This is a genomic window from Pedobacter sp. MC2016-15 (assembly GCF_026239695.1).
Lineage (GTDB): Bacteria > Bacteroidota > Bacteroidia > Sphingobacteriales > Sphingobacteriaceae > Pedobacter.
Window position 1 is genome coordinate 83,673 of the sequence record NZ_JAPIVS010000002.1, and the last position, 15,613, is coordinate 99,285.

At 44.5% G+C, this 15,613-nt stretch carries 14 protein-coding genes; 8 read left to right on the forward strand and 6 right to left on the reverse strand.

Features of this window, described 5'->3' with window-relative positions:
• Positions 1-21 precede the first annotated feature (21 nt).
• The 4 genes from OQY15_RS05100 to gltX form a co-directional block, all read right to left on the reverse strand.
• The gene (locus tag OQY15_RS05100; RefSeq protein WP_265788543.1) at positions 22-3,612 is read right to left on the reverse strand and encodes a response regulator; all 3,591 of its coding nucleotides are present in this window, start codon (positions 3,610-3,612) and stop codon (positions 22-24) included.
• A 14-nt stretch (positions 3,613-3,626) separates the two neighbouring features.
• Entirely contained in the window at positions 3,627-4,751 is a 1,125-nt protein-coding gene (locus OQY15_RS05105) for a hybrid sensor histidine kinase/response regulator (protein ID WP_265788546.1), read from the reverse strand.
• 118 nt (positions 4,752-4,869) lie between these two features.
• Positions 4,870-5,703: a neutral zinc metallopeptidase gene (locus OQY15_RS05110; protein ID WP_265788548.1), complete on the reverse strand. Its 834-nt coding sequence runs from the start codon at positions 5,701-5,703 to the stop codon at positions 4,870-4,872.
• Positions 5,704-5,775: 72 nt separating this feature from the next.
• A complete protein-coding gene (gene gltX / locus OQY15_RS05115) occupies positions 5,776-7,284 on the reverse strand; it encodes a glutamate--tRNA ligase (protein ID WP_265788550.1) in 1,509 nt (502 codons plus the stop codon).
• An 89-nt stretch (positions 7,285-7,373) separates the two neighbouring features.
• Here gltX and OQY15_RS05120 point away from each other — a divergent pair, with 89 nt between their 5' ends.
• Together OQY15_RS05120 and OQY15_RS05125 are read left to right on the forward strand one after the other, a co-directional pair.
• On the forward strand, positions 7,374-8,588 hold the full coding sequence (locus tag OQY15_RS05120; protein ID WP_265788552.1) for a HAMP domain-containing sensor histidine kinase: 1,215 nt from the start codon (positions 7,374-7,376) through the stop codon (positions 8,586-8,588).
• Complete coding sequence (locus OQY15_RS05125) at positions 8,569-9,060, forward strand: DinB family protein (RefSeq protein WP_265788554.1); 492 nt, start codon at positions 8,569-8,571, stop codon at positions 9,058-9,060. The genes OQY15_RS05120 and OQY15_RS05125 overlap by 20 nt, the downstream gene beginning before the upstream one ends.
• Here OQY15_RS05125 and OQY15_RS05130 read toward each other — a convergent pair.
• Positions 9,055-9,414: a DUF6249 domain-containing protein gene (locus tag OQY15_RS05130; RefSeq protein WP_265788556.1), complete on the reverse strand. Its 360-nt coding sequence runs from the start codon at positions 9,412-9,414 to the stop codon at positions 9,055-9,057. The two genes, OQY15_RS05125 and OQY15_RS05130, sit on opposite strands and share 6 nt — an antisense overlap.
• A gap of 139 nt (positions 9,415-9,553) precedes the next feature.
• Here OQY15_RS05130 and OQY15_RS05135 point away from each other — a divergent pair, with 139 nt between their 5' ends.
• Together OQY15_RS05135 and OQY15_RS05140 are read left to right on the forward strand one after the other, a co-directional pair.
• A complete protein-coding gene (locus OQY15_RS05135) occupies positions 9,554-10,132 on the forward strand; it encodes a sigma-70 family RNA polymerase sigma factor (RefSeq protein WP_265788558.1) in 579 nt (192 codons plus the stop codon).
• A complete protein-coding gene (locus OQY15_RS05140; protein WP_265788560.1) occupies positions 10,129-10,596 on the forward strand; it encodes a hypothetical protein in 468 nt (155 codons plus the stop codon). The genes OQY15_RS05135 and OQY15_RS05140 overlap by 4 nt, the downstream gene beginning before the upstream one ends.
• A gap of 10 nt (positions 10,597-10,606) precedes the next feature.
• Here the strand turns inward: OQY15_RS05140 and OQY15_RS05145 are convergent, their stop codons facing one another.
• A complete protein-coding gene (locus tag OQY15_RS05145) occupies positions 10,607-10,789 on the reverse strand; it encodes a hypothetical protein (protein ID WP_265788562.1) in 183 nt (60 codons plus the stop codon).
• A gap of 166 nt (positions 10,790-10,955) precedes the next feature.
• On the opposite strand from OQY15_RS05145, the gene OQY15_RS05150 reads away from it, so the two are divergent.
• The 4 genes from OQY15_RS05150 to OQY15_RS05165 are packed head-to-tail and all read left to right on the forward strand — an operon-like array spanning position 10,956 to position 15,526.
• Positions 10,956-11,576: a TetR family transcriptional regulator gene (locus OQY15_RS05150; RefSeq protein WP_265788564.1), complete on the forward strand. Its 621-nt coding sequence runs from the start codon at positions 10,956-10,958 to the stop codon at positions 11,574-11,576.
• The gene (locus OQY15_RS05155) at positions 11,573-12,889 is read left to right on the forward strand and encodes a TolC family protein (RefSeq protein ID WP_265788567.1); all 1,317 of its coding nucleotides are present in this window, start codon (positions 11,573-11,575) and stop codon (positions 12,887-12,889) included. Before OQY15_RS05150 ends, OQY15_RS05155 begins: the two co-directional genes overlap by 4 nt.
• A 19-nt stretch (positions 12,890-12,908) precedes the next feature.
• On the forward strand, positions 12,909-13,973 hold the full coding sequence (locus tag OQY15_RS05160; protein ID WP_265788569.1) for an HlyD family secretion protein: 1,065 nt from the start codon (positions 12,909-12,911) through the stop codon (positions 13,971-13,973).
• 5 nt (positions 13,974-13,978) lie between these two features.
• The gene (locus OQY15_RS05165; RefSeq protein WP_265788571.1) at positions 13,979-15,526 is read left to right on the forward strand and encodes a DHA2 family efflux MFS transporter permease subunit; all 1,548 of its coding nucleotides are present in this window, start codon (positions 13,979-13,981) and stop codon (positions 15,524-15,526) included.
• The last annotated feature ends 87 nt before the right edge of the window (positions 15,527-15,613 follow it).

Genomic DNA, 15,613 nt, shown 5'->3' on the forward strand with positions numbered 1-15,613 from the left:
ACAATATAAAATGCCAAATACTTAAACTTTATCATACAGCCATACACGCAACAAAGAAATGAGCTGATCTACATCCACTGGTTTTGAGATGTAATCTGATGCACCCGCAGCGATACATTTTTCGCGGTCTCCCATCATTGCCTTTGCAGTAACAGCCAATACGGGCAAATGTTTGAAGGCCGGGATCTTTCTGATCTCTTTTGTGCTCTCATATCCATCCATTTCAGGCATCATCATATCCATGAGCACCACGTCCACCTTCGGATTCTCTTTCAGCAGCTGCAGGGCCTCCTTGCCATCAGTGGCCGCCAGCACCTTCATCTTGTGCTGTTCCAGCGCTTTGGTCAGCGAAAAGATATTCCTTACGTCGTCGTCTGCAATCAGCACCGTTTTATTGGCCAGCACTTCATACAATCCCCTGAGTCCCTCAGGCTTTTTAACATTTTTATTTTCTGTGGTCTTCTCTTCCACCAGGTGAAGAAACAATGCCGCTTCGTCCAGTATACGCTGGTAAGAATGTGCAGTTTTTACCACGATAGAATCCGCATATTGTTTGATCCGCTGTTCCTCACCTTTACTGAGGTTTTTACCTGTAAAGATGATAATCGGAAGATTTTCAAGACCTTCACTCTTTTTAATGGTTTCCAGAGTCTGGTAAGCACTTTTATCGGGCACTCCCATGTCCAGGATCACACAATCCACTTCTTTCTTCTGCAGTGCATCCACGCTTTCAGAAACATTGTTTACCACCTTGGTTTGTATATTGTAATTGCTGAGGAAATAGCTGAGTGCCTTGGCATGCTGCTGATTCTCTTCAACGATTAAAACCTTTTTAGGGTGACGGCTCAATGCTGTTTCCAGTTTCTGGAAGATCTGCTGCATGTGTTCGATCGCAAAAGGCTTATTGATAAAGTCTACCGCTCCCATTAACAAGCTTTCCTTTTTCACTTCCAGCGATGACATGATATGTACCGGAATAGGTCGTGTTGCCGGATTTGCCTTCAGCTCTTCCATTACCTGCCAGCCATCTTTAACAGGCAGCTGGATATCCAGCAGTATTGCCAGTGGCATGTAGTAGTTTGCCAGTTCTATACCGATATCCCCTCTTACGGCTACAACGCCTTTGTAGTTCCTCTTGCGGGTAAAATTGAGCAGTGTCTTTGCGAAAGGCGTATCATCCTCGATAATCAGGATCACCTTATCTCCCGGCTGAATGTCATTTCTGTCATCTTCAACCTCCTGAGGGATATGATCTACGGTAAAACGCTCATGCAGCACAATCGGCCTGTCTGGGAAAGTGGTGTCAGGCTGGACATCTGCTGGCGGTAAAAGCATCATCTCCACATCTGCCTCTGTACGAACAAGCGGCAGTGTCAGCGTAAAGGTACTGCCTTCATATTCCTTACTCTTCAGGTCGATCTCGCCACCAAGCAGCTTAGCCAGCTCCCTGCTGATGGATAAACCTAGTCCTGTACCTCCGAAACGTCTTCTGGTAGAGCCATCAGCCTGCTGGAAGGCCTCAAATACCAGGCTTTGTTTGTTCGGGGCAATACCTATTCCCGTGTCGGTGACTCTGAAGATGATATTTCCTGCCTCAGCATCATTGCTGATACTCAGGATAACACTTCCCTTGGCCGTAAACTTAATCGCATTGGAAAGCAGGTTCTTCAGTATCTGCTCCAGACGCATTTTATCGGTATGTATCGAAGGCATCCCTCCCTCCATTTCAATCAGGAGCTCCAGGTTTTTGTTTTTTGCGATAGGGTTAAAAAGCGACCTCATGTCTGTAGAAACCTCGTTCAGGCCAACATCCGTTAGTTCCAGCTTCATCTTACCTGCTTCAATCTTGGAGAGATCAAGGATTTCATCGATCAGTCCCAGCAAACCTTGTCCTGAGCTCTGGATGACCTCTGCATATTCAATATACTCAGGATCCAGCTCCTTATTGTCAGACATCAGTTTTGAAAGCAGCAAAATTGAGTTTAAAGGGGTGCGGAGTTCGTGCGACATGTTCGCCAGGAATTCCGATTTATATTTAGTGCTCTGCTCCAGTTGCTCAGATTTGCGCTGGATTTCCAGGTTATGCTCCTGGATAAGCTGATTTTTTTCTTCGAGTAAGGTTGTTCTTTCTTCGAGTTCCTGGTTGCTCTGCAGCAGCTCTTCCTGCTGTACGCGAAGTTCTTCTTCGGAAGTTTGTATTTTTTGGCTTTGTGCCTCGAGTTCTGAGTTCAATCCCTCGAGCTCGCTGTGCTGCGCCTGCAGTTCTTCTGCCTGTGCCTGGGTTTCTTCCAGGAAGTCCTGTAATTTCTTGCGGTTCTGCGATACATGCACTGCCACCCCAATGTTATTGGAAACGCTGTTCAGGAAATCCAGCTGCAGCGGCGTAAACACATTTAGCGAGCCAATCTCAATTACCCCCACAATCGCCCTGTCCCTGATAATCGGCAGGGCAACGATATTCCTTGGTTTGGTATGTCCCGAGGCATAGCTGATGGTCAGCTCGTCGTTAGGGATATCATTCAGCAGCATCTGTTTTCCGGATTTCAGGGCCTGGCCGGCTAATCCTTCTCCCGGTTTCAGGATATCTTTCCGCTGATCTTCCAGCAGTGCATAACTTCCTGCAAGGTGCAGTGAGCGGTCTTCTTCAAGGAGGTAGAATGCAGCTACCTGCGAGTCTGTATGTTCTAAAATATTCTCAAGGATATCATTGGCTAAAGTACTGATGTTCTTTTCGCCTACCATTTTATCATTCAGGCTGGCAATACCCGTCTGCAACCATTCTTTGTCGGCCAGTAAAGAGAAAGAGTCCTGTAAGGATTGTGCCATCGCATTCAATGACACGGCAAGACTTCCCAAGCCGTCCTTAGCTTCCTGATCTAGCCTGATCTGGTAATTTCCTTCGGAGATCTGACCGGCAATATCCCTGATCACTTCTATCCTGTGGTCAATTTCATCATTTTTATCCTGCAGCTCCTGCTGCAGCAACAGGCGTGCATTAAAATCTGTAGATACCCTTCTGTAGAAGAAGAAGGTAATAACAATAGCCAGGAAGGCCGCGAAGATAATCAGTGCAGGCGTATATCCTGCCAGTTTATTCTGGTCTGCGGTACGTCTGGCAAGCAGCGTCTTCTCCTCATTCTCCATGGCTTTGATGACCGTCCGGGCATCGTCCATATACTCCTTACCCGTGAGCAGGTCGCCTATACTGACCGTACCACCTGCTCCTTTGAGCACAATAGTTTTTTCAATAATGTTCAGCCTGTTCTCCACAATTATCCTCAGCTTTTTTAAACTCTGCTGCTGGAATACATTGTCGGCAGTCTGTTCCGTCAGATTGTCCAGGATCGCAACTGCCCGGGTTTTGGCCCCCGTGTAAGGTTCCAGGAAAAGTTTGTCGCTGGTGAGCAGGTATCCGCGCTGCCCGGTTTCTGCATCTTTTAAAGCAGAAATGATTTCTTCCAGGTTGGTGATGACTTCATTACTGTGAGACACCATTTTGGAACTCTTGACGAGGTTGGTGATACTGATATAAGAAGCGAGAGAGCTAATAAAAAGCAACAATAAAGATAGCCCAAGCCCAATACGCAGGTTATTTTTTAAAGTTTTTTGCATAGTAAAATAATATGTTAGTCTTGTTCAGTCATTGAAATGAGCGGGATATTGAAATAAAATTCGGATCCCTCTCCAAAAGTACTATTTACCCCTACTGTTCCGCCGTGTCTGCGGATAATTTCTGCAGAAATATATAAGCCTATACCTAAGCCCTGGAAATGGATCGCCGTTTCTTCCACGCGATAGAACTTATCAAACACGTTCTTCTGCTGTTCGGGGTGTATGCCTATTCCAAAATCCTTTACGGAAACGATCACGCGATCAGCTTCAAGGGACACATTGATATGCACCTCCGTTGTTCCCGGTGCATATTTAATCGCATTGGTGAGAAAATTTACGATCACCTGTTCAATCCGCATTTCATCGGCAAAGACTTCCTGCGCCACATGCCCCGTTTTGATGATTCTGAATTCGGGATTAGACTGGTGAATAATTTCTATGATGCTATCCAGCAGCATATTAATATTAAAGTTCTTTTTGGTAAACTTCAGCTTACCGCTTTCGATTTTAGAGATATCAAGAAGATCCGCAATTAGGTCATTCAGCTTATCCAGCTGCAGCTGAGCTTTCTCCAGGTGTCTTTTCACCGTAGGGATATCGCCTTTATCTATGCTCCGTTCCAGCAGCTGTACATAGCCCTTTACGCTGGTGAGCGGTGTTTTCAGCTCGTGACTGGCAATACTGATAAACTCATCCTTTTTTCTTTCGGCCCTTTTACGGAATTCTATTTCTTCCATTAAAGCCTCCTGTATCTCAATCAGCTTTCTGCTCTGCTCATAAATCCTGTAAAAGGTTTTTACCTTCAGCAGCAGGATATTCATATCTACTGGTTTGGTGATATAGTCCAGTCCTCCGGAAGAATAACCTTTGGTGATAAAATTTAAACCTGTACTGGCAGCTGATAAGAAGATAATTGCTGTTTCTTTGGCCTTGCTATAACCTGAAATTGCTTCTGCAACCTCAAATCCGTCCATACCCGGCATCTGGACATCCAGAATGATCAGGACGTATGCATTTTTGATTACCTTTTTTAAGGCTTCTTCACCAGAGGATGCGGTGTCGACTTCAAAACCATGTATTTCGAGAACTTTTTTGAGAGAAATGAGATTCTCCGGTGTATCGTCTACTATTAGGATCATTAGTTGGAATAAATAGTGGCTGTTATCATGAGCAAAGCTTTTGTTGGACTAATTATGCCATCAAAGTTATACAACTTTATAGAATAATCCATTTTCCCTTTCGCTGCCTGTAACATCATTAAAGTTTAGAACTGTTAAAAGTATCGCCCTGGCTGATATCGCCGGTATCAAAACCCTTTTTAAACCAGTACACCCGCTGGGCAGAAGTTCCGTGTGTAAAAGCATCGGGAACAACTTCTCCCTGTGTCTGTTTCTGGAGATTATCATCACCGATGGCGTTGGCGGCATTGAGAGCCTCCTCCAGGTCGCCTTCTTCCAGCTGAATATCTTTTGCCTTGTTGGCCCAGAGTCCGGCATAGAAATCTGCCTGCAGCTCCAGCATCACTGATAACTTATTGTATTCTTTTTCACTGAGAGAGGCACGCGCACGCTGCACCTTTTCTGAAGTACCCAGGAGATTTTGTACATGGTGTCCTACCTCATGTGCAATCACATAAGCCTGGGCGAAGTCGCCATTTACACCAAAACGGGTCTTCAGCTCCTGATAAAATGATAAATCGATATAAACTTTATGATCTGCAGGGCAGTAGAATGGCCCTACAGCTGAGTTTGCGTAACCGCAGCCTGATTGTTCGCCATCGGTAAATAACCTGAGGGCAGGCTCTTCATATTGTTTTCCCATCTCCTGGAACTCCGCCTGCCATACGCGCTCGGTAGACCCGAGGACATCAGAAACAAATTTCCCTCCGGCATCTTCCGGCTTGCCCCGCTCTACTGCTGCCTGTTCAGAATTACCTACAGGCATCTGAGAAACTACACCGGTAAGATCTTTTCCAAAAAACATGCCTATAAGCACGATAAGGATACCTATGCCACCGCCAACAACCTTTCCGCCACCAGAGCTGCCCCGGGCGTCTTCAATGTTGTCACTACCCTTACCGAAAAACTTCATAAAATGTCTTGAATTTGATATAACAATATTAAAACCTCAATTGTTATACCAAATTCTTTCCATTTTATAAACTTATTCGAAAGCAGCGAGGGCCGCTGAGATTCTATTGCGTGTTTCCTCTATGCCTAATGTGAATGCGATATCAAAAACTCCGGGGCCAAATTTTCCTCCAACGAGCATAATACGGAAGGGAAGCATCAGTTCACCCGGTTTCAGCGCGTGTTCTGCCGCCAGTTCCTTAAATTTTTCTTCCATATCTGCAGCGCTCATCTCCTCGGTGAGAACTGCTGAAAACGCATTAAAAAAAGTCGCTTTTTCAGTAGTCCATTTTCCTTTTACTGCAGCCACATCATAAGATGCAGGCATGGCAAAGAAATATTCACTCTGGCTGATAAAGTCGGGCAGCAAAGTACAGCGGTCCTTAACCAGGTCGATCACCTTCAGCGTATAACTGTCATCATTTAATGTTATTCCCTGTGCTTCAAAGCCAGCTTTCACTGTTGCCAGCAATTCCGTAGCTTCAGCACGTTTGATCCACTCGTGGTTATACCATTTGGCTTTCTCAAAATCAAATTTTGCCCCCGCTTTGCTGATCCGTTCTACAGAGAACTTCTCAATCAGCTCTGCAAGAGAGAAAATCTCCTGATCTGTACCGTCATTCCAGCCCAGCATCGCCAGCAGGTTGACAAATGCTCCCGGCAGGAAGCCAAGTTCCTTGAAACCTTTTGTCAGGTCGCCACTTTTAGGGTCTGTCCAGTTTTGTGCATATACAGGAAAGCCTAAGCGGTCGCCATCACGTTTACTCAGCTTTCCGTTGCCATCAGGCTTCAGGATCAGTGGCAGGTGTACCCATTGTGGCATTTCATCATCCCATCCGAGGTATCTCCATAACAAGATATGGATTGGTGCTGAAGGCAGCCATTCCTCTCCCCTGAAGATATGACTGATCTCCATTGCCTTGTCATCCACCACTACAGCCAGGTGATAGGTAGGCATTCCGTCAGCTTTTAACAATACTTTATCATCAATCAGGTTGGTATCAAAGCTCACATGTCCGCGGATCATGTCCATAAAAGAAACATGCTGGTCTTCCGGGATTCTGATTCTGATCACATGAGGGGTATTCTGCTCCAGTAGTTCTTTTACTTCATCTGCAGAAAGAGTGAGTGAATTCCTCATCTGCATGCGCGACGCCTGTCCGTACAGGAAATTAGGAACTTCCTTACGTTTGGCATCCAGTTCTTCAGGGGTGTCAAAAGCGTAATAGGCATTGCCACTGGCAATCAGCTGCTCTGCATATTGTCTGTATGAGGGTTTACGTTCACTCTGGCGGTAGGGCCCATATTCACCTCCGGCCTGCGGACTTTCATCAGGATGAATACCGCACCAGGCAAGGCAGGATTCGATATATTCTTCCGCCCCGGAAACAAAACGGGTTTGATCTGTATCTTCTACACGTAAGATAAACGTGCCATTGTGTTTTTTAGCAAACAAATAATTAAATAAAGCTGTGCGTACACCGCCTAAATGAAGGCCTCCCGTAGGGCTTGGGGCAAATCTTACTCTAACTTTCTTTTCCATATTCTGAACCACAAAGATATATTTTTTAAGCGCTTACCGTTCTATTGATGTCTTTTTGAATGCTATTTTGTAATTTGCCAGCATAATCTATGAATCCCTACGAAAAAAAACGGCGCTGGAAGTTCTTCCTGTTAATTTTTGCAATTGTTATTGGTACGGCTTCTGTCATCTACAGCGATTTTTTTGTAAAAAAAATGCAGCGTGAAGAACAAGTGCAGTTTCAGTTATATGTAAAAGTAACGGAGCAGTCGCTCGTGATGTACGATGATGACCGTTTTACTGACGTGATCGAGACCATTACCAAGAACACGAAACTACCCGTTATCATGACCGATGGCGACGGGCTGATCAACTCTTACCAGGGGCTCGACTCTACAAAAACCAATTACGATGTAGAGAAACAGAACAAGAAAACCTACGACCCCCAATATTTTGAACGGGAGCTCCGGAAAATGAAGAAACAGCATCCGGGCACACCGATTATCGGACTGGATGGCAAAATCTGGCATATCTATCACAAAGACTCATTCATCTTAACGCAGCTGCGTTACTTCCCTTACATCCAGCTCGCAGTAATTGCCTTATTCCTGCTTACGGCCTATGTTGCCTTTAGCTCTGCCCGCAGATCTGAGCAGGACCAGGTATGGGTGGGGATGGCTAAAGAAACCGCCCATCAGCTCGGAACGCCAATATCTTCACTGATGGCCTGGGTAGAGCTGATGAAATCACGTTTTGATGCTGAAGATGATCCCCTGATTGCAGAGATGGAAAACGACATCAAGAGACTGGAGGTAATTACCGACAGGTTCTCCAAGATTGGCTCCAAGCCAGTGCTCGAAGACCATGTGGTCTATACGGTTATCAGTAACTTTATTCAGTACTTTCAGCTGCGTACTTCAGACAAGGTGATATTCACCATTACCGGTGATGATCAGGTGAGGGCATTGCTCAATGTGCCGCTGTTCGACTGGGTAACGGAAAACCTGCTGAAGAATGCCGCCAATGCCATTGAAAATGAAGGAAGTATCACAGTAAATATTATTGAACATCTTGCTAAAGAGGAAGTATTTATCGATATTACAGATACCGGAAAGGGTATCCCAAGATCTAAATTTGATGCCGTCTTCCAGCCGGGATATACCACCAGGAAACGCGGCTGGGGATTGGGGTTATCCTTAACCAAGCGTATTGTAGAGAATTACCACAGCGGACAAATCTTTGTAAAAGACTCTGAGGTGGGAAAAGGAACCACCTTCAGAATTATCTTAAAAAGCAGTATCACCTATGAACCCACTTCAACCTAAAGTTTACGCCGATTATCCTTCGCTGGTGCAGGGCGATGTTCTTGAAATACTGGAAAGCCAGGCAAGCGATTTTCCGGAATTCCTGAAAAGTATTGAACATAAAGCTGATTATGCCTATGCAGCAGGTAAATGGACACTGAAAGAAATGGCCGGGCATATTATAGACACTGAAAGGATTCTGGTTTACCGCTTAACGGCCATCATCCGCGGGGAGCAGAACGCTCTTCCAGGTTTTGATGAGGATGCTTATGTGCTTCAGGCGCATTTTGCCGACCGCAGCCTGCTTAGTTTTGCCGAAGAGTTTAGTTTAATGCGCAAAGCACACCTATACCTTTTCAAATCCATCAATGAGGAGGAGTTAAGCAGGACAGGTGTGGCTTCTGGTAAGGAGATCACTGCCCGCCGGCTTGTTTTAACCATCGCAGGGCATTTGATGCACCATCTCAATATTATTCAGGAAAGGTATCTATAGTTCGGCCCTCTGACTAACCTCCTGTTTGTCGAGCCATTTTTTCTCAATGATGTAAGATATGATCAGGCCCAGTCCGCCAAAGATCAGCACACAGCCAAAGTATACCGCTGCACCTTCATCTTCATTTATGCCGGTGGCGATCACTGTAAACAAGGCGAGCAATAAGCCAAGCCCAAGGCCTACCAGCAGTAAGCCGATCTTTAAACTCAGGAAAGGCTTTGGTGCAGACTGCCCCTCACTGGGATTGATGCCTCGCTCAATCATTGCCATTTTTTCTTTGTTGATTAAATACCTGATGCCGAAGATCATTGCAAATCCGGTAGTGAAAAGGGTAATAGGGACTAAAAATTCCATGATTGTATGTTTTAATGTAAAATAATCTGTGGTCTATACTGCTAAGACTACATGATTTTTAATCAGGTTACATCAGGGGAATAAAAAAATAAATTCATGTGCTGTAACCTGCCAGTCAAACGCTGCGTCTCAGTTACAGATGGAACAGGAAACTGATTTAGCGTTGATTACAAAAGTCCTTGCTGGCGAGACCGCGGTATATTCCGATTTGGTGAAGCGCCACCAGCGATTTGTATTTACGCTGGCACTGCGTTTCACAAAAAACAGGGAAGATGCCGAAGAGGTAGCGCAGGATTGCTTTGTAAAGGCTTACCGCGCGCTGGGCACATTTAAGCAGACATCAAAATTCTCTACCTGGCTGTACTCCATCACTTACACATCGGCGATGACTGCGCTGAGGAAAAGGAAAATGAATACCTGTTCCTTAGATGATGAAACGAATAGCATTCAGCTGCCTGATGCACATACCGGCGAACGTTCAGACGCTGTAGAAAAGAAATCAGCACATGTTTATCTGAACAGGGCAATTGACAGTTTATCTGCCGATGATGCCGCAATCATCACTCTCTTTTACAAAGGCGAACAAAGCCTTGAAGAAATAGGCACTGCCCTTTACATGGAAACCAATACGGTAAAGGTTAAACTCCACAGGGCGAGGCTCAGACTCAAAGAAAAATTACAATATTTGTTAAAGGATGAAGTTAAAGAATTGATATGAAGACTATAGAAGAACAGATATGGGATTATATTGATGGCAACAGCAGCCCTGCCGAGCGATCAGAAACAGAGAGAAGAATAACTTCTGAAGAAGAATATCATCTGGTTTACCAGGAATTGCTGGCTTTGCAGCAGCAGCTGGAGCAAATCAGTACAGATGAGCCCTCCATGTCTTTCAACCGGAATGTTATGGATCTTGTTAGCCTGGAAAAGGCCCCGGTGTCGTTAAAGACTAAAACAGACAAAAGAATTATCCTCGGCATCGCATCCTTTTTTATGCTGGCAATTGCTTCCATACTGACTTATGCAATTGCAAACAGTGCTTTTACTGCTTCTAAGTTCAGCGTAAACATAGACTTCAGCCGCTACATCACCCCAACACTGATCAGGACATTTGTCTTTGTAGATCTGGTATTGCTGATGTTATATGCAGACAGCCTGTTGCGCAGGAAAAGATTGTTTTAAAGGAGGAGGATTAGTGTACTCTTCCTTTTACAATTGAATTAAGGAAAATGGCTCCAAAGATAAATCCTAAAATTGCGCCCAGAATAGTCCATCCAAAACCACCTGAAATTACTGCAGCTGTAAATCCACCAAAAAACAGGCCTAATACGTAATAAACCCAATCAAAACTCTTTGTATTTTCTTGCTTAATCATCTTAGTATACTTTGTCCCAAAGGTATTGAATTATTTTAAAATACAAATCATTTACTGTTATATCCCTATTTGACGGTTGATATTCATTGTCAGGACTTTGTAATTAATATCAGAATTTTGAAATTCAATCAATCGATTGATTAGTTTTGCATCATCAAAGACAACAATGGAAAAACCAGATAAACGAAGCAGTATTCTAGCCGCAGCAGAAACCCTATTCTCTGAACTTGGCTACGAAGGGACTTCAACCCGTCAGATTGCAAAGGAATCCGGTGCAAACATGTCCATGATCAATTATTACTTCGGCTCTAAAGAAGGGGTATTTCTGGAGATCATGAACAGGCGACTGGAAAACTTCAAGGCAGAATTGACAATCATCGACGAATACAAGATCTCTCAGATGGAGAAATTGTTTAAAGTCATCGAAGGGTATACCAAAAGAATCCTTTCCAATATCTCTTTTCATAAAATGATGCACAGGGAACTCTCCCTTGCCCAGCGTCCCGAAATGTACTGCAAGGTAAAAGATGCCATGACCGGCAACCTGCGGGTGATCGAAAAGATCATTCAGGACGGTATCGCAGAAGGTAGCTTCAGACAGGTAGATATCCGGATGTTAATGGGCTCCCTGATGGGAACGATCACTTACGTGGCCACAATGCCTTCCAAAATTACTGAAGGCTCTGTCCTGGATATCAACATCCCCAAAGACCGCGAAATTTTAACCGAACGACTGATTACACATTTAAAAGACCTGGTAATAACGTATTTAACACCCAAACAATGATACACAGAACACTTAAACTGACTTGCTTCGCTCTCCTGTTGCCAGGCATGATCTACGCGCAAAACGTAAAAAAACTGACCATACAGGAAGCCATTCAACTTGGGGTAGATAACAGCAAGAACTTAAAGCTCTCTCAGAATAAAATTGAGCAGAACATGGCTCAGCTCGATGTTGTTAAGGATAGTGCATTGCCTTCAGCAAGCGTAAGTGCTATCTATAATCACGCTGAAATCCCTACAAACCAGCTTAGGATTGGCGGTGCAGACGCCATCAACTTACCAAAACGTGCTGATGCCTACATCGGCCTTGCCTCAGTTTCTCAATTGGTATATGGTGGTGGTAAACTTAAATATGCAAAAGAAAGCACAAAGCTGCTTGCTGATGTGGCCCGCCTCGATGCCGACAAGGTAAAAGAGGAGGTGACTTTCGCTACCATTGATACTTACTATGCACTGTACAAGTTATCACAAAGCCATAAAGTGGTAGACCAGAATCTGGAGTCAATTGCAAGCCAGCTGAAACAGGCAGAACGCTTTTTTGAACAGGGTATCGTCACTAAAAATGATGTACTCCGATTCCAGCTGCAACAATCAAATGTAACGCTCACCAAACTTGAAATCGAAGGAAACCAGAAGATTGTAAACTACAACCTGGATATCCTGCTCGGTCTTCCTGAAGATACACAGATCGAAATTTCAGACCCTGCGGGCGATGCGATGGCGATGGAGCCGCTAACCAATTACCTCGACAGAGGGATGACTACACGCCAGGAACTCAAACAACTGGATATCCGCACCAAAGCCGCTGATTATGACATCAAGTCGGTAAAGGCTAACACGCTGCCTACATTCTCACTGGGTGCAGATGTTTACTACATCAACCCGAGCGGAAACTTTATCCCTTCCAACCACCAGTATATCGTACCTATGACTGTAGGAGCTACCTTATCATGGAACATCGGCAACTTGTGGACCAACAAAAATAAAATCAGTAAAGCCAAAATCCAGCAGGATGAATTTGTGATTCAAAAAACCATCCAGACTGATAACGTGAGAACTGAGATCAACAAAAACTATCAGAACTACCAGGTAGCAAAAAACAAGATCGATGTGCTCGAAACTTCTATCGCTCAGGCGACAGAAAATGACAGGCTTTATTCATCAAGATATAAAAACAATGTAGCCTCTGTTACTGACAGAATTGATGCCGAAACGCTTTTGTTCCAGGCTAAGATCAATCTCGAAATTGCAAAGGCAGATGCCGGTATAGCATATTATACCCTATTAAAATCAACAGGAAAAATTTCTCAATAACATCAAATCCACGCTAGTAATGACAACAGAATCAACAACAGAAAAGACAATTGAACCTCAGAAGAAAAGTAAAATTGTCCCTATAATATTAGCTGTTCTAATCGTTATAGGTGCCATCTTCGGCATAAAAGAATATTTATATTTCAGCAAACACGTTGATACAGATGATGCGCAGATCGATGGCGATATCAGCACTGTAGTTGCCCGTGTTGGAGGGTATGTAAAAGAGATCCGCTTTGAAGAAAATACCCCTGTAAAAGAGGGTGATACTTTGGTAACACTTGACGACCGTGACTACAAAGTGAAATTAGAGCAGGCAATGTCTGTTCAGAAAGGTGCAAATGCAGGTGTGGGTGTTTCAGAGTCACAGATCATCGCGATCACGGCCAATACCAGCACAGCAAAATCTAATATTGAATCTGCTAAAGTAAAATTATGGCAGGCACAAAAAGATTTCGAACGTTATGCAAACCTGATCAAAGACGGATCAATCACACAACAGCAGTTCGACCAGGCTAAAGCTACCAGAGACGTAGCACAGGCCACATATGATGCAGCAAAAGATCAGTATACCGCAGCGGTTAAACAAGTGGGTACTACAAAATCCCAGCTTGCCGTAAGCAACAACAGTGTTTCTGAACGCCAGTCGGAAGTAGATTTTGCAAAACTGCAATTGTCATATACCAATATCACTTCTCCGGCAACAGGTATTGCAGGTAAGAAAAGTATTCAGAAAGGACAATTGATTCAGGCAGGACAATCCTTATTCTCTATCGTAAATGACAATAGCCTGTATGTAACTGCAAACTTCAAGGAAACTCAGCTGGAAGAAATCCGTACAGGATTAAAGGTTGATATCGTGGTAGATGCTTACCCTGATGATCACATCGCCGGTGAAGTATATAACTTCTCGCCAATCACTGGTGCCAAAGGCTCTCTATTACCTCCGGATAACGCAACAGGTAACTTTGTAAAAGTTGTGCAGCGCGTTCCCGTGAAAATCAAAATTAAACCTACAAAAGAAATACTGAGTAAACTGCGTCCGGGCATGAGCGTGAACGTTTCTGTATCAACAAAAGATTAAATAAAATGGCCGAACAGGGTTTTACAAAATGGATAATCACGTTTACGGTGATCACAGCCTCCCTACTGGAGCTGATTGATACAACCATCGTAAACGTCGCATTGCCACAAATCCAGGGAAACCTGGGCGCAACCTTAGAGGATATCGCCTGGATTTCTACCGGATATGCCGTGGCAAACGTAATCGTACTGCCCATGTCAGGCTGGCTGGGCAGCCGATTCGGACGAAAAAATTATTTCTTAACTTCTATCATTGTCTTTACCATCGCTTCCTTCCTCTGTGGTAATGCTACCTCGCTCGAAGAGCTGATCGCATTCCGTATTTTACAGGGTATTGCAGGAGGTGGACTGATCTCTACCGCACAGGCGATCCTTCTGGAAACCTGGCCGCGTGAAGACGTGGGTATAGCTACCGCATTATTTGGTCTGGGAGCTGTTGTAGGCCCTACTGTAGGTCCAACTATCGGTGGATATATCATTGATATCAGCAGCTGGCCATGGATCTTCTACGTGAATATTCCCGTCGGGATTCTCGCGGCCTACTGTACCTATACGTATATACGAACGACGCCAAAAACCGGTCAGGGACAACCTGTAGACTGGTGGGGAATTGGCCTGCTGGCCGTTGCTGTAGGTAGTTTACAGACAGTATTGGAAAAAGGCGAAAGTGAAGACTGGTTCGCCACACCATATATTACCGCACTGGCCGTTGCTTCGGTACTGGGATTACTGCTGTTTATCTGGCGTGAGACCACTACAGACCACCCTATCGTCAACTTTAAGATCATGCGACACCGTAGTTTCTCAGTGGGGATGTTCACCTCCTTTATTCTTGGTTTCGGTCTGTACGGTTCGGTATTTGTGTTCCCCGTATTCTGTCAGAATCTACTGGGATTCTCGGCACTGCAAACAGGAGAATTACTCTTCCCTGGTGGATTATGTACCATTGCCATGATGCCTTTTATCGGGATGTTCCTGAAAAAAGGAATTCCGGCGCAGTTTATGGCTACCATTGGGATGTTCCTGTTCTTTGTATTCTGTAATATGCTCAGCAAATCTACGCTGGCTTCGGGAACGAGCGACTTCTTCCTGCCGCTGATCATCAGGGGTGTGGGTATGGCTCTGTTATTTGTGCCGCTGACTACGCTGGCGATACAGGATCTGAAAGGTGCTGAGATTGGTCAGGGTTCAGGTCTGAATAATATGATGAGGCAGCTGGGCGGATCTTTCGGGATTGCGGCTTTAACTACGCTGATCCACACGCGTCAGGGATTCCACAGAAGTAACCTGCTGACTAACCTGAATGAGGGTAACCCTATATTTGTACAGCGCTTTAACGCTTTCATCAATAATTTTATGGGTAAGGGCTTCTCCATGTCTGATGCCAGACACATGGCCACACAGGCGATGGAAGGAACACTCATCAAGCAAACTTTGCTGCTCACCTACAGCGATGCCTACTGGGTGGCAGGAATGGTCATGCTTTGTTCTATACCCTTGCTGTACCTGCAGAAATTTAAAAAGAACGTGGATATTCCGGCCGACGTTCACTAATGTTATTACCAATCCATCCTTAAGAAAAATGGCTGTCCTTTTGGGACAGCCATTATCTTTTCCAAAAAAATTTACATTTTTTGCGAT